This window comes from Streptomyces sp. NPDC045470 (assembly GCF_040646595.1).
GTDB lineage: Bacteria > Actinomycetota > Actinomycetes > Streptomycetales > Streptomycetaceae > Streptomyces.
In genome coordinates, this window is record NZ_JBEZAN010000019.1 from 1 (window position 1) to 22,715 (window position 22,715).

The window sequence follows — 22,715 nt, forward strand, 5'->3', positions numbered from 1 at the left end:
GAACGCAACCGCTTCAGCCGCCCCAAGTCCCACATCAAATACGGGACACCAGACCACAGCACTCCCGCCCCCTAAACATCACCGCTCCGTCACAGAACGGCAAGGACGGCCAAGACGATCAGCCGGTGCTTCCGTCAGAGGCGCCGCCCGACAACACCGGGGAGGACGAGGGCGCGCTGTTCGTCGTGCACCGGTCTGGCGCGGCAGGGCGGGCGGCCATCAGGTGGCACAGGAACAGACGGATCTCGGAGTAGAAGTCCGGGTCCTGGGGGGTGTAGCCGGTGACGGCGTCCTGTGCTTCCCCGTCTTCCGGCCGGTCCGGGCCGGCGGACGCAGAGTCGAGCCAGTCCAGCAGCTGCCGGGCATCGCCGTGTCCCCATACGGCCGCACGCCGCAGATACCGGACGGCGGCGCGCATCCCCAGCAGATGTCCGCGCCCCTGCCGGTGGGCTGCTGTGCTGCGGCGAGCGACAGCGGCAAGCAGACGAAACGCCGCCCCCGGATGCCGGGCCTCCAGGGCGCAGTGAAGCATGGACTCGGCCGTCTCGTTCTCGCCGCGGTGCAGTGCCCTGGACCCGATCCGGTAGGCGCTGTTGGCGTCCGAACGCCGGGGACACACCAGCAGGGGGGGCTGGCGCGGATGTCCTTCCCAGTCTCCTCCGGGACGGTCCCAGTGATCCCGGGGCTGCGCTTGCGCCAACAGCTGCTGCCGCAACCGCTCCATATAGGTCATCTCTTGCTCCTGCCGTGGTAGCCGGGCCGCAACGGGCCGGCAGCCGGCATGACGCTACAGCCGACCACCGCATCCACTGCCACCATGCGGCACCTCTACCGCGCCCCACCGCTCATCGCCGCGGCGCGTCGCACGCAACCGCACACCCCGGTCAGCGAACGACGGTGGACCGGCCCGTCTCCAGGTCCAGGGTCGGTACGGGCTGGCGCTGGTCGTGCTGGCAGGCGGCGCTGCGGCCGTGGTCGCGGGCGAACTGCCAGCGCGCGCGTTCGTCGCGGTCGGCCGGCTCCGGGAGCGGTACCCCCAGGCGCTCAGGGCATCCGTTACGGCCTCGGGTGTCACGCAGGCCTCGCCGCGGTAGGTGTGCGTGTCGATGTCGGTGACCACGGTCGGCAGCAGGTGCAGCACCTCACGGGCGTCGGTGAGCGCGGCCCGCGTCGGTGACGAGAGCTTCGTGGTGGGCTTCTTGCTGGTGGCGGGCGCCGTGGGCGGCGGCGAGGTCGTCGTGCTGGTCGCCGCGTGTCGTACCGGTCTGCCCGCAGCCCTCGCGTTCGCAGGTCCAGCGGGACCAGGCGCCCCGCCCCTCCACCGTGTAGCCCCTGCTGTAGGTCACACACGGCTCCTCTCATGGATGTGAAGGGCCAGTAATCGGCAGAGCGGTGCCCGTACGGCAGGTTCGCCGAGACCGGTCCGCAGGGGCCTGACGGGCCGTGCGCCGACGGCCCGCACGGGTGAATTTCTACCTCGCGTACGCAGGCGCAGATCTAAGCGACAGACCCCAACTCACCTCGTTTCAATGACTATTGAAACCTTTTAGGCGTTATGTCACGTTCGTGTCTGCCTGCTCCGGGCAGACCGCGAGAAGAGGAGATCCCCATGGCACGACGGACCGAGTACAGCGAGAGTCAGGCCGCCGGACGCCTACGGGTGCCGATCACGGCCTTCCGCTGGGCGCGGCACACCGGCCTCGTCCCGGCCCCCGACGCTTCGCCGGTGACGTGGTCGCGAGCCGCCGTGGAGGCGATGGACGCACCGGCCATCCGGCGCGCGCTCCCCCAGGAGCCGCTGTCCGGCGGCATGGCGGCGGACCGGATCGCCGACGCGCTCGGCACACCGAACACGCAGGGCGAGAAGGCGAAGGTCACCTCATTCGTGGTCCGCCGGCTCGTCGCCCGCGGCCTCCTGGCCGACCTGAGCGGAAACCCGGAAGGGACGCTGCACCACCCCGGCCAGGTCGCCGAGGTCTGCGCCCGCGAGGACCTGGCCGAACTCGTCGCCGCCAACACCCCACTCGGTCCCGAGCAGGCTGCATCCCGGCTCGGGGTACGCAGGTGCGATTTCGCATGGATGGTCAGGCTCGGCTGGATCCGGCACGCGGAGACGATCGAGGTCCGCTTCGGCACCTCCCGGGCCGGAGCCGCCAACGTCCCGCTCTACACCACCGCCGCCGTCGACGCCCTCGTCGCCGCCCACCCCGAGGCCGACTGGGAACAACTGCGCACCGTCGGCAAAGGCCGGCGCTCACCGCTCGCCGCCCTGGCCACAGCGAAGGCGGGCGCCCCGGCGTGAGTGCTGCTGCCGGGACGGGCGGAGCACCACCAGCTGCGCCCGCCCCGGCAGCCTACTGAAGACTCCGGACAGCGGTCCCCGCCCCACGGCGGAGACGGGTCAGACGTGCGGCGGCATCCTGAACGGCTGGTCGAACGGCTCGTCCTCCCAGTAGGTACGGACGTTGCGGCAGCCGGGCCGGATACACATCCAGTAGCCGTCCGGTGCCCGCCCCGTCTTGTCCCGCAGAATCTGCCGCTGGTCCCGGCTGTCCAGCGCAACGTGCTGCTCGCGCGACCGGCAAGTCGCGCAGTACAGCTCCCTCGAGTCCTTGGCCATCCCCCCACCGTCCCCGGCACGTCTGATTCCGGGAAGACGCGCGCTCGCCATCCCGCCCGGCACGGAGCCCCGTCGCCGTACCACTGGCCCATCGGTCATGCGGGGGACGGTCCGGGCTTGTCTTTGGCCTGCCGCGCCATTGGTTCAGGGCGTGCCGGTGGGCCGAAAACGCGAGAGCCAGCCGCCAGCCTTCTGCTCCGGCAGGGCCGGCACCTCCACTTCTTGGCACTCGCCCTCAGCCTGCCGACGGACCGCGGTGATGGCGAGGGAGATTCCTTCGGTCTCTGTCCACAGGCCAGCCAACCGAGCATGCGGGGACGACGCCGTGAGTCGCGCGGCGGCCATCGTGAGGAGAACATGTACCGCGCGACACCGCTCAGCGCCACAGCGCGTCGGGCAGAGCCGCGCCGCAGCCGCTGCCTCCCTCCCGGTGGCAATCCGGTTCGGGGAACGTCGCCGTGCCAGTCCCCCGGCTCGCGTCTCCCGGCCGGGCCCGTACAGTGCCCGTCTGCCGGCGCCGAACTGCCCGATCTCCGTCATCAGCGCGGCCCCGCTGGCGATCGCTTCTGAGGAAGGCGAACGGGCCCCGGGCGGGCCGGACCGGCGGCGGCCAGACGCCGGTGACGACCCGGCCCGGCCCGCCTGGGCCCGGGGCTACTGACTTTCCTCACCGTTCCCGGCAGGGGGGTGCCGCCGCGAAGTGTGTGGCTCCTGCGAGGATTCGTGTTTGTCGGCGTAAACTTCGACAGACCAGTAGTAGGGCAGCCAGTGGTTGTTCGTGTTCCTGCGATTCTTCACCCAGCCGCTGTAGGACGTATCGCCGCCTGGGAACCAGCCCTCTTTGGAGGGGGTCAGCTCCGTCGACGAGCCTTCCCATCCGGGCGTCGTGATGGTCAGAAGGAAGGGCTCCCCCTGTCCCTGGGCACTGAATGTGCGCTCGGAGCTGGCCCATTTCGTCATGTCTTCCCCGTACTCGACGCTGAAGTGCTCGCCGTCGAGGGTGCAGTCGAAGTTGTCCACGTTGTGCCAGATGAAGATCTGGTCCTGGTACGACAGACGCTTGACCATGAGTCTGGCGTCGTACGAGCCGGGCATCGGGAAGTGCCACCGCACCCGGTCGTAGGTGGTCTTCTCGCTCATCGTGGCGAGCTTGTGCGGATGCAGCTGCTTGAGGGTGTAGCCGATGATGGAGTACTCCTGCAGCTGCTTTTCTTTGGTGAAGTACTCCGCGATTTTTCCGTCGGTGAGCAGTTGGCCCACTGTGCTCGGATCGCCGCCGTGGCTCTCCACGGAGATCTCCGACTCGCTGAGTACGCTCTTGTAGCGCTCCTTGACTGTTGTGTCCAGGCCTGCGAAGCCCTTGTAACTGGCCTCGACGGCGGCGTTCAGCTCGGTCTCGCTCGTCCTGCTGGTCAGGAACGCCATCAGAACGCGCCCGTAGATGACCGAGGAGATGAGCAGCGGCGGCTTCTCCGGTCCCAGGAGGCCGTAGTCCTGCAGCTCGGTGAGCGCTTCCTCGGTGAAGGAGTCGTTGAAGAGGGAGTTGGCGTCGTCCCACACCGCCGTCACGGTGAAGGCGCGCTCGCGCAGGTACAGCGCGAGGCTGTTCATGCCCTCCTTCCTGCTGAACGTCGACTCGAGGTTCGCCGAGAAGTTTCCGTACTTCGCGGACAGCCCCAGCTCGAGGCACAGTTCCGCACTCGAGTAGGCGCTGGTCTGCCGGAAGACGATGTCGGGTGACTGGTTCGGCTTGCCGTTCACGGCCGCACGGATGGCCGCGAGCACCGTCGCCCCGTCCGGCTCCTCCACCGTCTTGATGTCCCCGGCCGAGAGGGCGTCGATGGCGAGTTTCAAAGGAGCGCGGTATTCGGCACGTACCCCCACCATCTCCAGACCGCCGTGGTCGATCAGCGCCTTCGCCGAGACGATCTCCCCCGGCCACAGGATGTCCGCGTCCGGGTCGAACGTGATGATCTCACTGGGGGTCCGGGTGGAGGTGACCTTCTGCTTCTTGCCCTTGACGTCCTCGTGCTCGACCGGCTCTTCGGCGCCCTCGTTGTGGTCACCGCTCTTTTCGTGCGGAGCCAGGTCATCCCACTTCTTCCAGGCGGTCAGCTTCGCGACCATGTCGACCTTGCCGTCCCGCGCCCCAGCCTCGGGCGGCCCGGAGCCGCGGCCGGTCTCCTGCTCGGTGCCCTCACGCGTCATGGCCTGTTTCCTCTCGTATCGAACGTGCCGGTGCTCCGGCGGGCTCAGGCCCGGCCGAGGGCGCGGGGCGCCGGCCCGTGGCCGGTGCACCACCGAGACCGGAGCGGGCGATCCAGGAACGTCGCATGGGCCCCGGCCCCTCGGGACACGCGCTCGCCCTTCCCAGTGGACCGTGAGCGGTGCTACCCCGCCCGCTGCGGTAGCCCGTACCGGTATCCGCCGGGTCCGGGTCCACTGCCCGCCCAGGCCGCGCCCGGCGCGCCGCCCGCAGCGGCCGCCTGCCGTCAGCGGCGCCCGGCCTGCTGATGCCCCACGCTCAGGCCCTCGCCGGCGCATGCTCCACGCCCAGGCTTCAGTCGTCCCTGACCGGTACGGTCACGTGCAGTTTTTGGCGTTGAGCATGCCTTCCAGCGCGGTGCGCTCGGCGGTGGTGACGGTCAGGGTGTAGTGGCTCTTGACCCGCACCCAGGCCTTGGCGTAGGTGCACTGGTAGGAGATGTGCGGTTTCCAGGCTTCGGGGCCTTTGGCGCCCTTGGCGGTGTTGTCCTTCTTGTGCACGACCAGCAGCTGCGGTTCGGTCATGTCGTTGGCGAAGGTGACGCGCTTTTGCTTCGTCCATTCCTTGGCGCCGGACTGCCAGGCGTTCTTCAGCGGCACGATGTGGTCCACATCGGCGTCCTTGGTGTAGCTGATCTTGGCGTCCGGGCCGCCGTAGGGGTTGCCCCAGCGGCCGGAGGTCACCTCGCACGGATTCTTCTTGTTGGTGTGTTTGATGTTCTTGCCGTAGTAGACGAGCGTCTTGTCGCGGGTGGTGCAGTTCTCCGGCGGCCAGGTCTTCCAGGCTGCGGTGTCGGTCTCCTGGAACTTCTTGCGGTCGTAGTCGGGGACGTTGGGCGCGTTGTTGTCAGTGGTGATGCCGGCCAGCAAGGCGTCGGCAGTCTTCTTCGTCGGCACGTTGCGCAGCGGCGGCCAGGTCTCCGCCCGCGGCGTGGCGTCCGGTGCGAGACGGGCGGGGCGGGGCTGGGCCGCGGTCGGGGCGATGAGGACGGTGGACAAGGCGGTGGCGAGGGCGGTGGGCAGCAGGGCACGGCGAAGCGGCATGGCGTATCCCGAAGGGTCGTTGCGGGGTGGTGCACCGGGGCAGGAGGGCTGGGCCTGGCGGCCGTGGTCGTGGGTTACCAGTCGACGCATTTGAAGGCCATGCCGATCCAGGCGCCGGCGATGGCTCCGATGTTTCCGCCCTTCCACATCTGCTCCAGCGTCTGGCGCTTGGCGCCGTAGCTGCGGGCGAGCTGACGGTAGTTCTCGCAGGCCTTTTCCTTCTTGTCCGGGCGGGAGCCGAGCTGGGGGTAGGTGACGCTGTCGTGGGGCTCGTTGACGACCATGCCGATCACGGGGTCCATGCCCTTGCCGATGGTGTCGGAGTTCCAGAGCTTCTTGCGGTCGTTGGTGGAGACCTTCCTGCCGTCGTCGTCGATCAGTCCAACGCGCAGTTTGGGGCCGTCCGGAGTGCCGTGACCGCCCTTGTACTTCCAGGTGATCAGCTCGACGGTGTACTTGTTCTTCTGGTACATCCAGTTGTCGAAGTCCAGGCTGGCGAAGTACGTCAGGCTGCCGTCCTTGGCGTAGTAATTGACGCCGCCGCCGATTCCGCCGCCGCTCTTATTGACCAGCTGGACGCGGCCGCTGGCGCCCGCGGCGATCGACTTGGGCGGCACACCGTAGGGGAACTGGCCGTCGACGCCGTTGCCCTCCGACCACGACGGAGTGTCCCCAACGATGTGGCTCTTGGACAGATGCAGCGTGTGGCCGGTGTTGTTGTAGATGACCACCGTGGTCGTCGGGGTGAGGGCCAGCCCGGAGGTGATGCCGCCGGCCTGCAGCAGCGGCGTGAAGCTGTAGGCGCGGCCCCAGGCCGACTGCGGCGGATGCACCGGCGGCTTCGGCCGCGCCACCGACTGCTCCCCGGCAGCCGCCGCGGCGGGCACCATGACGGCCGGGGCCAGCACCGCCCCCGCCGCCAGCACAGCGGTCAGCCATCTCCCCCGCCGTCCGAGCCGGTGCTCCAGGCCGGTCCTGATGCGCATCGTCCTCACTCCTTCGCCCGGCCACACGCCGCGGCACCGCAGGAAGAATCCCGCGCCCCGCTGCCCCCGACGCCCACCCGCCCCCGAATCGACTCGAACAGCCGAACGGCACGCGCATGCCTGCCGGTGATCTGCCCCTAGCCCGCGGCATGGCCCGGACCCGGCCGATATCCAGGCCGGTCATACGCCTCCAGCTCCGCCTGAGGCGTCGCGGCCCGGATCTGAAGGTCCGCTTCGGTGGCAACCAACCCGGGCCAGGCGGGCGGAGGCACAGACGGCCAGCGCGTCCGCAGCGGCCCGCACGCCTGCGGAGACGACGGCGCGCCGCACGCAGCCGCTGCGTCCATCCCGGGGACAACCCTGTTCTCAGGGAACGTCGCCGCCCCAGTCCCACCGGCCCGCATCTATCGGCCGAGGGTCGTACAGCGCCCGGCCGCCGGCACCGAACCGTCCGATCTCCGTGATCAGCGCGGCGCCCGTGGCGATCTCGTCCGGTGTCCAGCCGGTGATGTCGAGCAGCAGGCCGTCCAGCGGGCCGCCGACCAGTTCGGCGTACGTACGGCCCGGCCGCGGGCCCGGGTGCGGGGCGTCGAAGTCGGTGCCGTAGCCCCGGCCGCGCAGCAGCTCTTCATCCCTGTCCCAGTCCATAACGACCAGGCTCCCAGCACCCACCGACGTCGCGGCCCCCTTCCTCGCATCCGTGCTGCCGGGATGTCGGCAGCGCCCCGCGCTCCTCGTGGTTGCGACACCACGTCGCCCGGTCACCGACCGCACCGGCGTCCAGCCCGAAGGCTGTGCATGTGAATCGGCCACGCCCTCATGGAATCTCGCCGTTCACGACACACAACGGGGCTTTTGGTGCGTATGGCGGGATAGTGCTGGGGTGGCGGGGACGGTGCCCATGGGGGAGCGCCCGCCGCAGCGACAGGGGGTGTGGCGATGTCCAATCTGCACTACGAGATACTGACCGATCCCGGACAGCTTCAGGTGTCCGGGACGGGAAAAGGTGAAGAGTCCCCTGGGACGATCTACATCGTCGTCTCGCATCCGGGTCCGGACCCGGTGGAATTCCGTTACCTCCAGTTGAAGGTTCCCCATGGCACCGGCGAGGGGGACCTGACCGAAGATCCCAGCAGGATCACCCCCCCTCAGATCATCCGGAACAACTGGCGGGACCAGAACCATCTCGAATCCGACTGGGACCCGACGACGGGGATGTACACCCTGCGCGAGCGCGCACCCGCCAGGGTCATCGTGGAAAAGGGCGACAGCCTGGTCCTGGAGCTGAAGGACTTCCCCGTCTCCCCGAAAGAAGGGCTGGTGCAGCTGTCCCTGGCTGAGTACTCCAAGGCAGGCCTCTGGAAGCGCCACTACATCACCCTGAGCGTGTTGAAGAGGGCTCCCAAGGAGCCGCGCAACTTCCGCGCCGAGCAGACCCTGTTGGCCGCGACGGAAAAGGTAGTGCTGCGCTGGGACGGCCCCGCCGACCTCGACTACCAGATCCAGGGCCCCGACAAGAACCCTCAGCCCGTCCAGGGGTCGGGACCGCACTGGCAGTGGACACCGAACCCGGGCGACGAACCCAAACGGGACGCCACCTACATCCTGATCGCCACCCGGGCCGGGCAGCAACCGGGGTACTTCCTGACCACAACCGTGCACCTGCGCACCCCCGAGTTCGACAGCGTCACCGCGACGAACGGACTGCGCACCCCCCAGATCGAGGGCACCACCCACCAGGGCCGGATCAGCTTCACCGCCCAGGGCACCGAGATCCTCGGCAACACCCAGGTGCAGGGCACCGTGTCCGCCGTGACGGCAGACGTGGACAGCGTGATCGCTTCGGTGGTGCGCGGACGTGACGGTGATGCCGGGTGGATCCGGTTCCCGTCGGACGGGATCACCGTCGGCCACGGAGCGGGCGCCGACCTCGGGGCCGTCACCGCGGACCGGATCAGGGTCAACGGCGTCAACACCGCCTGGGTCGGGGACGTCGACGGCGGCAAGGGCTGGATCGACTTCCCCCAGTCCGGCGTGAACGTCCACAAGGACGGCACGCAGAGCTGGGGTGACCTCGCCGCCGACAAGGCCGACCTGAACGGCGTCAACACCAAGTGGGTGCAGGGCCCCACGGCCGACGACGGCTGGATCGAGTTCCCGGCCGCCGGACTCAACGTGTTCCAGGGCGGCGGAAGCCGGCAGTGGGGCACCGTCGCGGCCGGCACGGCCGACCTCACCGATCTGTTCACCGACCGGGCCCAGGTCAAGGAGCGACTCACCCTCCAGGGCGGGCTGAGCGTGGAGGATGTATTGGAGACCCAGGACGGCCCGCCTCGGCTGATCGTCCACGGCCGCCTCGACGCCGAGGACGAAGTCCACACCGACCAGGGCGTCGAGGTCGGCGGCGACCTCGCCGTCCAAGGGGACGCCACCGTCACGGGCAAGACCAACGCCAACGGACATCTGGCCGTCCGCTCCGACGACGGCTGGATCGTCCACACCGACGACGGACAGGTCTCCGTCAAGGGCGGCCTCCGCGTCCACGGCGCCTTCCGCTCCGACAGCTGACCCCGGCTCCGGCCCGGCCGCGCCGCCGGGGCTTTCAGTTCCGGCAACGCGACCGGGCCTGCACAACCCGCCAACGATGCCCACGAGAGACGAACACCGAGCGGGTGGCTATGGAGGGATCCGTGGGAGGCGTTTATTACCGGCTTCGGGAGGCGGCTGGCGGGGTGCGAGGCGCTGAATGTCGGTGAGTCTGGGAAAGATCGCCCCTCACGGAACGAAGCCGCCTCCCGCCCCCAGCGACAAACGCCTCCCCGCCTCACCAACAAAGCCATGAGGATCGTGGGCAAGCACAGCAGCGGAAAAGGCGGCGAGTCGAAGAGCAGCGCGGCCCAGCGCATGAGTCCGGCCGCAGCGTCACGGACGCAGTCCGCCGGCGCGAAGAACCCCGGCAGCCGTACCGCAGAGAGCGGGTTCGCACCCCGGGCGCAGTCAGCCGCGGCCAAAGGCAGCGGATCTCGTCAAGAAGGCGGCCGCTGAGACCGCCGAAGCCCCGTACGAAGAGCAGCGCCCGCCACGCCGCCCGGTCTGTCAGTGGCCGCTCGCATCATGGAAGGCGTGAGTGAGCAGATCGACGCCCCCGAGCAGGTCCCGCCGTGGCGGCCCGAGGACGGGCCCGCGCCGCGGGTGTGGTGCTGGCCGCCCGGTGACCAGCCGGCCCTGTACGTCTACGACGGCGGCAGGTGGAAGTACGCCCCGGTGATGGCGCGCCTGGACCACGCCGACGGCCGCACCGAGTACCAGGTCACCCTCCAGAGCGACCCCGACCGGGGCACCGTGCACCGGGCGTACTGGTGGCCCCAGCCCGGCCTGCGCCGAGCCCACGGCAGCCACGCCGAGCCCACCGACCGCGAAACCCGTCCCCGGCCCGCGGGCTGAGTGACCGGCGCCCGCACAGCAAGCCGGTGGCCGCTGGGCCCCTTTCGGACCGGTCCGCGCGAACGCCGCCGCCGGGATGCTGCCCATCGCTACGCTCGGCCGGTATGACAAGGGTCGCGGTGGGCGCGGTACAAGCGGCATGGGACCAGGCGAGCGTGCTGCGCTCGGGCGACGATCCGGGCAGGATCCCGGCTCTGGGCGAGCGCATCGCGGCGGCCACGGCCACCCACGGCACCGGCGAACTGCTGCGCGGGACGATTGTGCTGCTCTGCGGCGCGCTGGACCAGATCGGCGCCGGCCGCCCCGGCGGTGAACAGTTCGCCCAGCGGTTCATCGACACCCTGATGAACAAGATCGTCAGGCAGTGGTCCGGATACGTGGAACCGTCCGACCTGCCGATGGTCCGCCACGTGGTGGCCGTCGCCTTCGCAGGACGCGACGCAGTCGCCTGGCGGGAGCAGACCGGTCCGGCCCCCGACAGCGAGCGCATCGCGATGACGTGCGCGCTCGCGCTGACCGCCGACTTCGTCGACCACGTCAACGGGCCGGGAGTGTGTGAGCACCGACTGCTGACGGCGCTCGGCGGCGCCCTCGACTAACCCGGCCACACCACCACGGAACCAGAGCACAGGAACAGCGCCGGACCCGCCTGCCCGGGCCGCCCGCAGATGCCCGCCCGGATTACCGACCGGCCGCCTGATGCTGGTGGGCCACGCCTTCGTCATGCACGTGCCGGGGCCCACTGCACACGGGGCATACCGGCTCGGCCGCAGGGGCAGGATCGGCTCGCCCTCGCTTCTGAGGAAGGCGAACGGGGCCCAGGCGGGCCGGGCCGGCGGCGGCCAGATGCCGGTGACGACCCGGCCCGGCCCGCCTGCCCCGCGCCGCTGCCTTCCTGTCATCCCGGCCTCGGCACAGGGACGGGAGACTGGTGCGGTGACCCATACTTCTGCACCCCGCGCGCTGGGCCGGGGCGTCGCCCAGCTCATCCCCCAGCCCGGCGACGCCTCCGCGGCCGGCCGCGCCGCCGCCTCCCTCGCCGCACTGCGCACCGTCCCCGTGCACGCCGGCGTCCTGGAAGCGGCCGTCGCCCTCCTGGAAGAACTGCAGGATCCGGCACGCGGCGCGGACGACGCCACGGTGGCAGCCGCGGCCGCCACCGTCACCCTGCTGCGCCAGGCCCTGCACCCCGACACCTGACGGCTTTCAGGCCGCCGTCGGTCAGGCGGTCGCCGTCTTCAGTGCGGCGGCTGCCGCACGGGCGATGTCGGGGTCGGCCCGGATCGCCGCAGCCACCTCGTCGGCGGTCAGGCTGGTACCCTGCGCGGGCACGGTGCGGCACACCCGCTCTTCCAGTTCGCTCAGGAACTTCAGGGTGGCGGCGTACTCGGTGACCGCGTCCTCGTCGTGACCGGCGGCGAGGTCGGCACACAGCAAATCCAGAGCGGCCCTCAGGCCGGCCAGGGCCGCCCCCATCTGCTGAGGGCAGCGGGCCCTGGCTGCCAGTCCGGGGTACTTCCGGGTAGGCGTATACGCCTGGCCCAAAGCGCGGGCGACCGCCTCGAGGAGGTCCGCGGCCTCATAGAGCGTCTCGCCGGGATACCCCAAGGTGCCCAGCGGGCTGTAGTCGCAGCCATCGGCATCCTTGGAGAACTGCCGGTCGATACCCAGGTCCCTCAGCCCGTGGACGGTGGCCAGCGCGGTCACGGTGACGTTCAGGGTGCGGCCGGCCTGGACGATGCACTCGACCATGCGGTGTACGGTGCCGCGGCGCTCCTTCACACTGGTCTTCTCAGCCTCGGCGACCAGAGCCTTGTGCTCGGCGCCGAGCTGCTCGAAAACGGTCACCAGCTGTGCCGCCACCAGGGACAGGCGACTGTCATCGGCAGCGGGGTGCCCGGCATCGGCGGCGGAGTGCCCGGTCATCCCGGTCATTGGCGCCCTCTCGTTCGGCGGCGCGGCAGGCCCTCGCGGCGCCGCATGCGAAGACGCGCCGGCTGGTCGCATCTCCGCGGTATAACGGCGGCAGCTTCCCCAGGACACGGGCGACGCCCCGCCCCGGTATTCCCCGGCCACGGCGATGGGGCTATGGAACGGCGGGGACAAGACGAAGGGGAGCTCGTCGGCGGCCAGGTCCTCGCGCACCCGAACCGCACGCGGCCGGTGCCGGAACCGATGCCCCTCAGTGGGCGCGGCCTGGTCGGCTTGGTTCTTGGCCACCGCCTCCGGTCGTACGAGAAGGCAGGAGGCCGGCGGGGTTCTTGGCGGCAAGCAGGTGCCGGACGTGCCCGACCAGACCGGCTACCGGCGGCGTCGGCCCTCCGGCCGGCCGCCCGTCGCATCACCATCACCCTGTCGGGTCCCGGCGGCACACCGCGGCACCGCAAGACCTTCCGCGCCACCACACTCCCGACACCCCAACCCGTCGATACGACTCGAACGGCCGAGGCGGGCCAGGCACGCCCTCCAGCACACGGTGCGGACGACACCGCGGTGGCAGCCGCGGCCGCCACCGTCACCCAGGTGCGCCAGGGCCTGCACCCGGCACCTGACGGCCGCCGTGCCGTCGTCGGTCAGGCCGCCGCCTGCGGCATGGGCCTGCCCTGGGCGGCACGGACCGACTCCAGACACCGCAGGCACAGCGGATTCTCTGGGGCTGAATGTGTGGTGGCAGGCGGGCTCCGGCGACTCGGTGCAGCTCAGTGCCGATGTCGTGGAGGCTACCCAGCGCAACAGGTGTGGCGCTATCGCTGGATCGAGCGATGCTGTCGTTAGGCGAGCGGCTCCGTCATCACTCCGGCAGGTGGCTGACTGCGGCGGCCCTCGGGCAACGGTCCGGGGCAGCGCCAGGCGGAGGCCCTCTTCCCAGCCACCATTCAGTGGTTCTGCCAGGCGTGTCCGCACGCGGGTGACAGCGGGCTTCCAGTAGGTACCTGCCGGGCAAGCAGTAGGGAAGAACATCAGGGCTGGGCTGATATGTGAGGCGTCGTTGACCCTTCCTGTTTCCATTCCCCAAGACCGTACTTGCCCTTTTCACCCTCCGGCCGGGTACCAGCCGTTGCGTGAGGCAGGGCCCTTGTCGCGGGCAAGCCTGTATGACGGGCGCTCCGTGTGGGTGGTAACCGGTTATGAAGTTGCGCGCGATTTGCTCATGGACCCGCGTCTTTCCAGCAATCAGCAAAACCCTGGTTTCCCTGTCCCTGTGCCGTGTTTCGCCGGGCTGTCCGACCGGCCTCCGGCTCTGTTGTGGCTCGATGACGCTGCCGAGCACAGCGCGCAGCGGCGGTTGGTACTTCCTGCGTTCACGCGCAGGGGCGTTGCGGCTCTGCGACCGCAGATTCAGCAGACGGTGGATGAACTGCTGGATGCCATGGTGGCGCGGGGCCCGTCGGCGGAACTGGTGGAGGCCTTTGCGTTGCCGGTCCCGTCCGTGGCGATCTGCTCTTTGCTGGGCGTCTCCTATGAGGACCGCGATTTTTTCGAGGAGCAGTCCCGGCGCTTGATGCGGGGGCCGACTGCGCGCGATTCCCAAGATGCCGTTGATCGGATGGACGAGTTTTTTCGCACGCTGATTGCCCACAAGGAAAGGAGTCCCGGAGACGGTCTCCTGGACGACATCGTGCGGCTCCAAAGGCGCGAAGAGTCCCTGGACCACGAGGAACTGGTCCGGCTCGCCACGACCTTGCTCGTTGCCGGGCATGAGACCACCGCCAACATGATTGCACTCGGTGTGTTCACGCTGCTTCAGCATCCGGAGCGGCTGGCCGAGGTACGGGCCCAGGAGAGCCTGATGCCCGCAGTCGTCGAAGAACTTCTGCGGTTCTTGTCCGTCGTCGAAGCCGTCCTGCGGGTGGCGGTGGACGACATCGAGGTGGCGGGAACCACTATCCGTGCGGGTGAGGGGGTGGTCTTCACCACCGCTCTGATCAACCGGGACTCCACGGTCCACCAGCGGCCGGATGTCTTGGACTGGTCCCGGCCGCCGCACCGCAACGTCGTGTTCGGTTTCGGTATGCACCAGTGTCCGGGACAGAACCTGGCCCGGGCGGAGATGGAGATCGCTCTGGGCACCTTGTTCGCGCGGCTTCCGGGCCTGCGTTTGGCTGTACCGGCCCGCGACGTGCCCTGCAAACCCGGTGGCACGATCCAGGGGCTGCTTGAACTGCCGGTGACCTGGTGAGCCCGGCCGCGACATCCACATCAGCGTCGGGGCCGGCCACCGGTCAGGGGTTCTTCCCGTCTGGTGGCCGGGCACGCGGTGGCGGGCTGGTATGCGCAAGCCTACGGTGACAAACCGGGGCGCAGGCGGGCACCGGGAGGTGGTGATGGACGGGCTCGGCGGCCGACCGGAGCGTTTGGGGACGTTCGTCGCGGGGCAGTGCTGGCGCCTGTGCGCGGCTGCGGGCCGGGACAGCGATGCGAGCATCTACCAGGAGTTGCTGCTCGCCCTGCTGGGGCCCGCCGCAGCTCGCAGGCTGGCGGCCCCTGCCGTGCCGACGATCACCTCGGACGACGGTACTCCGGTGGAATTCGCCCTGCTGTTCCAGGCTGGCTCGGCTCCGGTGGTGGGGTTGAGCGTGGAGCCTGGCGGCAGCACGGGAGATCTGGCCGCAGACGGGCGCACCGGCCGCCGCATCCTCGCGGACCTGGCCGCGCGCTGGTCTTTTTCCCTGGACCGGTTGCGGCGCATCGAGGATCTCTTCTTCCCGGCCGCGCCGTGCGGTCCGGCGGCAGTGGGGTGTGCCGCCGTGGTCCGTCGCGGGCAGGTCGGGTTCAAGGTGTATCTCAACCCTGGTGCCCGCGGCGCCGAGCAGGCCGCGCCCACTGTGGAGGAGGCTCTCGGCCGGCTCGGCTACCGGGCGGCGGCCGGTGCCCTGCTGCGCCGTGCCGCTGCTCGGCACCCGAAGTTCGACACCTTCCCCTTTTTCTCTCTCGACCTGGGCTTGTGGGACACCCCGCGGGTCAAGACCTACGTCGCACACCGCGAGATCACCGCCGATGCCGTCGCTGCCGTCGCTGGTCTGGTGCTGGCACCGCAGCAGTGTGAGCAGGTGGCAGACTTCTTCCGGCTCGCCGCGGGCAGCGAGCACTGCGACCGGAGCCCGGTGGTGTCCTACTTCTCCTACACCGACACCGCGACGGACCGGCCCAGCGGGTACACCCTGCAGGTGCCCGTTCGCGACTACGTGCGCGACGATCTGGAGGCCTACCGTCGTGCCGTGGCGGCGCTGCAGCGTTACGGCATGGACGCCGGTGTGCTGGATGGTGCCCTGGCCGCGCTGACGCCGAGGCGGCTGGAGTCGGGGCGGGGCCTGGTGGCCTATCTGGCGCTGAGCTTCGAGCACGCCCAGCCTCCCCGTATCACGGCCTACCTCGCTTCTCAGGCGTATGCCGCGACGCCTCCACGTCCAACGGCCTAAAAGGCGGCCATGGCCTGCATACGGGGGCTGCGGGCGGCAAAGCACCATGTGCAGAGACCACCTGAATGCCGCACCCGCGTGGAGGGGGCCCGGTCCACTGCGAAAACTGGCAGGGATGCGTCCGTTCACCGCACATGGCGAGAACAGTCTGGTTGCCGCCGAAGCCGGCCGACCGGATGACGCGCATCTGCTGGATCTTGTCGTTGGGCAGGTGCACCGGCGGGGCAAGGACCAGCTCGATCCTCTGCTGCTGCACCGGCTGCGGATCATCCGTGACACAAAGAGGCACGAGAGGCTGCTGGCCGCAGTGCTGGACTGTGTGGTGGACAAGAGCGAGCACCGGTATGACTACCGCAGCTATCTTGCCCTCGGTGTCCTGGAGCTCCTGCTGCCCAGCAACGATGGCCCGCTCACCAGCGGGCACCTGGTCCGGCTGCTGATGGCCGACGTCGTCCGGTTCGAAGGACGCGCGGCCAGCGGGTGGGCCGACGAGTTGCTGCCCGCCGGGCGGCCCGGGCCCGAGACGGTCCGGTGCCGTATACGCAAGGCCCGGCACCTAGCCGTCGGCACAGCCGCTGGCCGGCCGCTGCCGACGCCGCCGGACGCCCTCAGCTCGGCCGCCCTGGCGTACAGCGTGCTGCCGGTCTCGGCCCAGCACGACGAGTACCTCTTCATCCGCGTCCTGCAGGCGTACGAGACCGTCTTCCTGGCCATGAACCAGTGCCTGGACCGCGCTCTGCGGGCGGGCCGCCAGCACGATGCCGTCCGTGCCGCGGCGGGCATCCGCCAGGCAGCCACCATGCTGGCCGACGTCGGCGGCCTGTTCAGCCTGCTGGCGACGATGCCGCCCCCGTCGTTCCACGGCTTTCGCGAGAAGACCCTCGGCTCCAGCGCCATCCAGTCTCGGGCCTACAAGGCACTGGAACTGCTGTGCGCGCTGCCCCCACGGCACCGGCTGAACGGCGACGCCTTCCGCGCCGTCCCCGACCTGCGCCAGCAGGCACTGGACGGCCCCGACACCCTGGCAGCTTGGTATCTCGACACAGTGCACCAGATGAAGCCGCAGCAACGCCGAGCCGTCGATGCCGAGCTCGCCCGCCTGGAGCGCGCCCACCAGAAATGGAAGCGCACCCACCACGCCCTGGCCCGCAAGATGATCGGCAAGGCGGCGGGCACCGGACACACCGACGGAGTCGATTACCTGTACCGGTGCCTGGACAACCGCCTCTTTTGGCAGATCGGAGCCCGCTGCCCCGGCCATGCCGTGCACATCAGCGGCGGGCACGACAGCCAGAGGGCGCTATGCCCCCACGAGGACAACGATCTGCGCCCCAGGCGGGACGGCACCTGAGCCTCAGAGGCGGAAAAGCAGCAGCCGAGTCTCCAGGGCGTGTTCGCGCCAGAGCCGGAACAACTTGGCGTGCATCAGAGCCGATTCCGTCAGCCGCTGCGGGCTGATCGGTGACGGATCACCTGCCCGGGTCCGGTCGAGTTCGGCGGCGGTCCAAGCCTGTGACTGGATCCAGAACTCCGCGACCCCGTCGGTGATGTCCTCGTCGCGTTCCAGCGTGAACCCGGCTGCCTGCGCAGCGGTGATGTAGTCGTCCAGTGTGCCGAGCCGGGTGCGGTAGTAGGCGTCGATGAAGGCCGTCCACTCCGGGCGGCGTACGAAGTGCTCCTGGATCCCGAACCAGCCTCCCGGGCGCAGGGCCCGGGCCACAACGGCGAACAGCCGCGCGCGGTCCATGTAGCCAGAGCTTTCGACGGCCACCGCCGCGTCGTAGCGGGCCGCATCCTGCAGATCGTGGACATCGCCGAGTACCGCCTGGACCTGATGCTGCGCACCGGCTTGCCGTACAAGGTCCTCGATCACCGGGATGTGCTCAGCGGTGATCGTCAGGCCTGTCACCGGGCATCCCAGCCGCTGGGCCCAGTACAGGCAGCCGCCGCCCAGCCCGCAGCCCACGTCCAAGAGCGCTGCCGGCGGCCGGCCGTCGGTCTGCCACAGTCGAGCAGCGCGCTCCAAAACCGCTTCCTGCGACGCCACGATCCGCCGCTGTACGGCCTCCTGCTCGGCGGTGCTCTCGTGCGGCCGGTCGAACAGCCCCACGTGGAAGTGCACACGCGGTCCCGGACCGTACTTGTGAAGGATCTCATGGGTCTTGCGCGTGTAGTAGGCGGGAATGTGTCCCGCCTGGACCTGCGCTTGAGCATCCTCGACAACACGAGGAGTGCGGGGTATCTGGGCGTTCATGTGATCCTCCGAGCGGGCAGGCAGCAGGCGCGCGGCCCGTCGCGTACGGCGTTCAGCCGGCCAGCACACGCTGGGCGTCGCAGCCCTGAGTCACGAACGGCGCTTCCCACCGCCCCTACCGTCAGATGCGGCAGGGGCCCGGCACCCGGTCTGAGCGAACCGCTTCCACCACAACAACAGCAGCCCGGCCCCAGAGCACCACACAACCGGCCATCCGGGTGACCTCACCCAGTAGCCACTGCCGACCGGGCATCGGTGCTGAAAGAGTGGTGCAGGCATTCCTCATGAGGACCGGGGCGAGGAGAAGGCGAAGGCGTTCGGCTGCGGCTGACACGTCTCATCGGCCTGGTGCTGGCTGCTGCGGATCCCCGGGTGGTGGTCCGTAGTGGGCGATGCGCGGCGAGCCGTACAGCCACCGCTTCGCGTCAGCTCCGCTGGTTAAGTGCACGAGTCAGGTCACGGTTTGCGGCACGGGCTGCTTCCAGTTCAGCCTGATGTTCCTCCAGAGCCCGAGCGAGCTCGACATTGTGCTGCTCCAGGCGGGTGATCGCAGCCTGCAGCTCGGTGGTGTCGCCTGAGCCGCCGAAGTCGGACTCACGCCATGCCTGGTCGCCGAGATGCCGGGACAGATGGCCTTCCAGTTGCCGCACCCGGACGGAGAGGCGGGTGGCACGGGCGTTGGCATTAGCGAGGTCTGCCTGCAGCGACGTGATGGTAACGGCCGGCCCGGCCCCCGGCGACGTGCTCGCCGCCCGGCTGCCGGCGGTGTGCAGGCATTCCAGTAGATCGCGGTGGCGATAGAGAAAGGTGCGATCCACCCGTGCTGTTCGGGCGATGGCCGAGACAGTGAGCGGGGTGCCAGCGAGAACGGCGGTGGTGATCGCGGCCTGGACTCGCTGGCGGTGCCGGCGTGGCGGCCGTGGTGCATCGAGCTGATCACATGGGTCTCCTTGAGGGGCGGACGTCGGGCAGGGGCTGGCGGACGCGGGGCATGCCGAGCATGACGGTGCGGCTGCGGCGTACGAGGGTGACGGCCTGTTCGATCTGGGCACGGTCTTCGGGTGTGAGGTCGTCGAGGTCAATCTGGACGCGTTCGATGAGGCGGCGCACCCGGCGGATCTCTTCCTCTGAGGACATGGCCTGGGTGCGGGCCCAGTCGTCGGCTTCGAAGGCGGACATGAGGCGTTCGCGGCTGCGCAGCAGGTCGGCGAGGTGGGCCTGGAGGTCGGGGAGGTAGGAGACGTCGGTGGAGAAGTGTTCGCAGCCCAGGCAGCGGAAGCGCAGCGGGCAGGCGTGACCGCCGGCGGCGACATTGGTCGGTTCGCGACACACGCCGTAGGCGGTGGCGACCTCCCCGATGGCGCGGCGGACGTGCTCGGAGTCGAGCAGACTCTTCGCGGTGCGCCAGACCCGGTTACCGTGGCGGTCGAACTGCAGGGCGGTGACGCGGTCGACGGCTTCGCGGCGGCGTTCGGAGCCGACGCGGTAGTAGCCCTGGGTGGTGGTGATCAGCCGGTGGTCCATCAGCTCCTTGAGGACGTCGACCGGGATGCCGGCGTCCGCGTGGCGCTGGGCGTAGCAGTGCCGGTAGGCGTAGGGGAAGATCAGCTTCTTGTCGAACGGCACCAGCCGGCTGAGTTGCGTGTCTGCTTCGGTGAGGACGACCGGCACGAGGAGGTCGGGCAGAGCGTCCACCCAGGCCCGGTGGTGGTGGGAGATGTCCGTGTGCGGCTTGGTGCCCTCGGGGTTGGTCTTGGGCCGGGGCAGGAGCCTGAGCCGGGCCGGGTCGGTGTGGGGAAAGCGGTCGCGGACGCGCTGCTGCTGGCGGCGGATCGTCGCGGCGGTCTCCTTGCCGACCGGCAGACGCCGGCCGAGCCGGTAGCCCTTGTGGTTGTCGTAGGCCAGGACGTCCGAGCCGTCCGGGTCCTGCTGCAGGCAGTCGAGGGCGAGGGTGTTGATCTCGTCGGGGCGCCGTCCGGTGTCGATGAGCAGCTCGGTCGCCACGCGGACCTCGATGCTGCTCATGGCCTCCAGCTCGTCCAGGTGAGCACACAGTGCGTGCATCACCTCGTCGGGCAGGTCCCGGCCGGCTTCGGTGTCCTCCGGCTCGTCGGGCATGTCTTCGGGCCAGATCGTGAAATCGGCCGGCATTCCCTCCAGGATCTGCCCGGGTGCGGTCAGCCCGAGGGTGCGAAAGCGCAGCAGGACCCGGCGTACGAACCGGGTGAAGGCCAGCCGCCGGGCCGGGCTGATCTTTCCGGTAGCGGTGAGGTAGCCCATGCGGCTGGTGAACGCGACGATGTCGCTGCGTCCCCACGCCGCGGGCACCGTGCCGTCGTCCGGCCGCTGCGTGCGCAGGCTCTCGGAGAGCATGCCCACGGCCGTGATGACGGCGCGGGCGTGGTGGACAGCGTTCTTGTTCCGGCGTCGGGGCAGGTCGTCGTAGACCCAGATCTTCATGGCTTCCCGCAAGGGCTTCTGCAGCAGCGGTGTGAACGGGAGGTGGCCGGTGTAACCGAAGACTGCCATGTCCCACACGTCCTTGACGCGCTCGGTCTCCGGCGTCGCGTTCAGCAGGCGCAGTGCCCGCTGCCAGGCCCGGATCATCGTGGCCTGCTCGCGGCGGTGGCCGTGAGCGGCCGGGTCCGTGACCTCCTCCAGTTTCTGGACCTGGTGAGCACGCAGCCGGTCATAGAGCGGGCGCAGGCACTCGGGTCGGGACCTGAGCCCCTCCTGCGTGCGAAACCACAGGCCGTAGAGCAGCTCGCCAACCAGCCGGTCCGGCAGGCCGCGCAAGCTGGCCTCGCGGGTGGTGCAGATTGCCTTGTCCGTCCGGCGCCAGTACGCCTCGTCGAAGCCGGGATCGGTACGGGCCCGGTACAGGCGGTGGAGATGTGCCTTGCAGTACGGGTCCTGGCGGCCGACGCGATCGAGGTAGCACGCGGCCACCTCACACTGCCCGAATAAGGCGTAGCCGTCCACCCGCGGGTGGACAAGAAACTGCTCCAAGGACAGACGGCTCAGGCTGGTGTTGTCGTGCTGAGCACGATGGGCCTGGCACAGCGGAACGACGACGGTGTCACGAGGTCGCTCGCAGCCCTTCACAGCACAGGGGCCCTGGCCGACCCCGCGGCTCGTCTCCTTCGATAGGAGCAGGAATTCCTCCAGCGGAAGGCCGGAGCTGCGCCAGCGCTCTGTGCAGCCCCCGCACATCGGCCGCGTCAGGATGGTGATCGCCGAGGGGCAGCCCTGCACGGGGCAGTCCGGCAGACCGATCACCGGATGCTGCCGCGGCCACGTGAGCACTCGCCGCTGCCAGTCCCAGCCCAACAGAACAAGGAAGTCCTCGTCCAGAGCGCGAAGGATTTCCTTCAGCCGCCTATCCCTCTCCGACGCCACGCCCTCCGGCAGCGCTGCGACGCTCGCGGTTGTCACCGGCCGCCTCCCAGCCCGGGCAGCCCGCGCGGCGACGGCACCCTGTCGACAGCGGCCCGCACCCGCTGCGGATCGGGCGACAGGTACGGCGCCTGCGAATCGAGGCTCTTGTGACCGAGCACCGCCTGCACCTCGTCCGGAGTACCGCCGGCATCGGCGACGTTCGAGGCGAAGGCCCGTCGCGCCATGTGCGCCCCGACCCGCCGGTCCAATCCGGCGCGCTCACTCAACCGCTCCAGCAGCTCCCCGACAGCCTCCGGCGACACCGGCTCGCCCAGCGGCGCCCGGAACAGGTTCACCAAAACGAAGTCGCTTCCGCCCGTGCCCAGCAGCCGGTGGCGTTCTTCGCAGTAGAGGTCGAACGCGCTCACTACGAGAAAATCCAGCGGCGCCACCCAGGCGTGCCGCGACTTCGACCAAGCCCCGTTCGCGTTCTCCCGCCGCCGCACATGCACGTGGGCACCCGGAAAGTCGCAGCCCAGTGTGCGGGAGTCCGGCAGCAGATGCACATCGCTGCGCCGCAAGCCCGCCACCTGGCCCCGGCGCAGCCCCACCCGGCCCACCAACAGGACGATCAGGCGGTCGCGCGCGTTGCGGCATGCGGCGAACATCGCCGCCAGTTCGGCATCCTCGGCCCGGTCCACCTCCGCTTTTTCCGGCTCGCGCAGCCGGTGCACCGGCCGCAGCCGGTAGAACAAGCCGCCGTCCTCACCCTGCGCCTCCGCGGGCAGGTCCCGGCTGTCGGCGAGCTCGTAGATCTGCCCGAGGACCGACCGCGGCGCCTCGCTCACCGACACCGCGTACGACAGCAGCCCCCGCACCGCGACCAGGACCCGGTTGATCCGCCGCTCACCGCGCACCGGCTCTGCGCCCGGCCCCCGCTGCACCACCGGCACGCCACCGTCGCGGGACGCCGGGGTGTACTTCAGCCACACCATGAACAAGCCGAGGTCCCGGCCTGCCGTCGTCCACTCCCGGCCCGTCGACCGGCACCAGCGCAGGTAAAGGGCGACACCGCCGGCGTATGCCTTCACTGTCAGCTCGGCACGGTCCCGGCCGAACCTCAGGTTCCGGAGCCAGCGATCAGCAACAGGGACGACCTCCAAGTCGTCACCAAGGACCGTCCAGTACTTCTGCCCGGACGGCATCACCACGGGGAACGCCCGCATCCGCATCTCCTGCCACGAGTCGTACAACAACCCGCCACAGAGCCACAGCCCCCGAGAACGAGTCCCAGGAAGTCAACG

At 69.8% G+C, this 22,715-nt stretch carries 20 protein-coding genes; 8 read left to right on the top strand and 12 right to left on the bottom strand.

Annotated features, from left to right (window positions below; translation table 11 throughout):
* Positions 1-118 precede the first annotated feature (118 nt).
* A complete protein-coding gene (locus AB0A97_RS34205) occupies positions 119-733 on the bottom strand; it encodes a hypothetical protein (RefSeq protein ID WP_361157490.1) in 615 nt (204 codons plus the stop codon).
* 409 nt (positions 734-1,142) lie between these two features.
* Positions 1,143-1,346 (bottom strand): hypothetical protein, encoded by a 204-nt coding sequence (locus tag AB0A97_RS34210; protein WP_361157493.1) that lies wholly within the window; start codon positions 1,344-1,346, stop codon positions 1,143-1,145.
* Positions 1,347-1,609: 263 nt separating this feature from the next.
* Between AB0A97_RS34210 and AB0A97_RS34215 the strand changes: the two genes are divergently transcribed.
* Positions 1,610-2,302: a hypothetical protein gene (locus AB0A97_RS34215; protein ID WP_361157496.1), complete on the top strand. Its 693-nt coding sequence runs from the start codon at positions 1,610-1,612 to the stop codon at positions 2,300-2,302.
* A 99-nt stretch (positions 2,303-2,401) separates the two neighbouring features.
* Here AB0A97_RS34215 and AB0A97_RS34220 read toward each other — a convergent pair whose 3' ends face one another.
* From AB0A97_RS34220 to AB0A97_RS34240, 5 genes are all read right to left on the bottom strand, one after another.
* Complete coding sequence (locus tag AB0A97_RS34220; protein WP_361157498.1) at positions 2,402-2,620, bottom strand: hypothetical protein; 219 nt, start codon at positions 2,618-2,620, stop codon at positions 2,402-2,404.
* Positions 2,621-3,274: 654 nt separating this feature from the next.
* Entirely contained in the window at positions 3,275-4,828 is a 1,554-nt protein-coding gene (locus AB0A97_RS34225) for a thiol-activated cytolysin family protein (RefSeq protein ID WP_361157501.1), read from the bottom strand.
* A 375-nt stretch (positions 4,829-5,203) separates the two neighbouring features.
* Positions 5,204-5,929 carry an HNH endonuclease family protein gene (locus AB0A97_RS34230; RefSeq protein ID WP_361157503.1) on the bottom strand — a complete coding sequence of 242 codons (726 nt, stop codon included), beginning with the start codon at positions 5,927-5,929 and terminating at the stop codon, positions 5,204-5,206.
* A 74-nt stretch (positions 5,930-6,003) separates the two neighbouring features.
* Complete coding sequence (locus AB0A97_RS34235; RefSeq protein ID WP_361157506.1) at positions 6,004-6,915, bottom strand: hypothetical protein; 912 nt, start codon at positions 6,913-6,915, stop codon at positions 6,004-6,006.
* 366 nt (positions 6,916-7,281) lie between these two features.
* Entirely contained in the window at positions 7,282-7,563 is a 282-nt protein-coding gene (locus AB0A97_RS34240; RefSeq protein WP_361157510.1) for a hypothetical protein, read from the bottom strand.
* Positions 7,564-7,854: 291 nt separating this feature from the next.
* On the opposite strand from AB0A97_RS34240, the gene AB0A97_RS34245 reads away from it, so the two are divergent.
* From AB0A97_RS34245 to AB0A97_RS34260, 4 genes are all read left to right on the top strand, one after another.
* Positions 7,855-9,483 carry a hypothetical protein gene (locus AB0A97_RS34245; protein WP_361157513.1) on the top strand — a complete coding sequence of 543 codons (1,629 nt, stop codon included), beginning with the start codon at positions 7,855-7,857 and terminating at the stop codon, positions 9,481-9,483.
* A gap of 555 nt (positions 9,484-10,038) precedes the next feature.
* A complete protein-coding gene (locus tag AB0A97_RS34250) occupies positions 10,039-10,359 on the top strand; it encodes a hypothetical protein (protein ID WP_361157515.1) in 321 nt (106 codons plus the stop codon).
* A gap of 104 nt (positions 10,360-10,463) precedes the next feature.
* Positions 10,464-10,958 carry a hypothetical protein gene (locus AB0A97_RS34255; RefSeq protein WP_361157518.1) on the top strand — a complete coding sequence of 165 codons (495 nt, stop codon included), beginning with the start codon at positions 10,464-10,466 and terminating at the stop codon, positions 10,956-10,958.
* Between the two features lie 337 nt (positions 10,959-11,295).
* On the top strand, positions 11,296-11,559 hold the full coding sequence (locus AB0A97_RS34260; protein ID WP_361157521.1) for a hypothetical protein: 264 nt from the start codon (positions 11,296-11,298) through the stop codon (positions 11,557-11,559).
* A 21-nt stretch (positions 11,560-11,580) separates the two neighbouring features.
* On the opposite strand, the gene AB0A97_RS34265 is transcribed toward AB0A97_RS34260, so the two are convergent.
* Positions 11,581-12,294 carry a hypothetical protein gene (locus tag AB0A97_RS34265; RefSeq protein ID WP_361157524.1) on the bottom strand — a complete coding sequence of 238 codons (714 nt, stop codon included), beginning with the start codon at positions 12,292-12,294 and terminating at the stop codon, positions 11,581-11,583.
* Positions 12,295-13,510: 1,216 nt separating this feature from the next.
* On the opposite strand from AB0A97_RS34265, the gene AB0A97_RS34270 reads away from it, so the two are divergent.
* The 3 genes from AB0A97_RS34270 (at position 13,511) to AB0A97_RS34280 (ending at position 17,130) form a co-directional block, all read left to right on the top strand.
* Positions 13,511-14,539, top strand: coding sequence for a cytochrome P450 (locus AB0A97_RS34270; protein ID WP_361157527.1), 1,029 nt, complete (start codon positions 13,511-13,513; stop codon positions 14,537-14,539).
* A gap of 145 nt (positions 14,540-14,684) precedes the next feature.
* A complete protein-coding gene (locus AB0A97_RS34275; protein WP_361157529.1) occupies positions 14,685-15,779 on the top strand; it encodes a tryptophan dimethylallyltransferase family protein in 1,095 nt (364 codons plus the stop codon).
* A gap of 115 nt (positions 15,780-15,894) precedes the next feature.
* Positions 15,895-17,130 (top strand): hypothetical protein, encoded by a 1,236-nt coding sequence (locus tag AB0A97_RS34280; protein ID WP_361157532.1) that lies wholly within the window; start codon positions 15,895-15,897, stop codon positions 17,128-17,130.
* A gap of 3 nt (positions 17,131-17,133) precedes the next feature.
* On the opposite strand, the gene AB0A97_RS34285 is transcribed toward AB0A97_RS34280, so the two are convergent.
* The 4 genes from AB0A97_RS34285 to AB0A97_RS34300 all read right to left on the bottom strand — a co-directional run bounded on the left by AB0A97_RS34285 (position 17,134) and on the right by AB0A97_RS34300 (position 22,637).
* Positions 17,134-18,033: a class I SAM-dependent methyltransferase gene (locus AB0A97_RS34285; protein ID WP_361157535.1), complete on the bottom strand. Its 900-nt coding sequence runs from the start codon at positions 18,031-18,033 to the stop codon at positions 17,134-17,136.
* Positions 18,034-18,458: 425 nt separating this feature from the next.
* Positions 18,459-18,851: a hypothetical protein gene (locus AB0A97_RS34290; RefSeq protein WP_361157537.1), complete on the bottom strand. Its 393-nt coding sequence runs from the start codon at positions 18,849-18,851 to the stop codon at positions 18,459-18,461.
* 118 nt (positions 18,852-18,969) lie between these two features.
* Positions 18,970-21,468, bottom strand: a complete 2,499-nt coding sequence (locus AB0A97_RS34295) for a hypothetical protein (RefSeq protein WP_361157540.1) — start codon at positions 21,466-21,468, stop codon at positions 18,970-18,972.
* On the bottom strand, positions 21,465-22,637 hold the full coding sequence (locus tag AB0A97_RS34300; RefSeq protein WP_361157543.1) for a site-specific integrase: 1,173 nt from the start codon (positions 22,635-22,637) through the stop codon (positions 21,465-21,467). The genes AB0A97_RS34295 and AB0A97_RS34300 overlap by 4 nt, the downstream gene beginning before the upstream one ends.
* Positions 22,638-22,715: the final 78 nt, after the last annotated feature.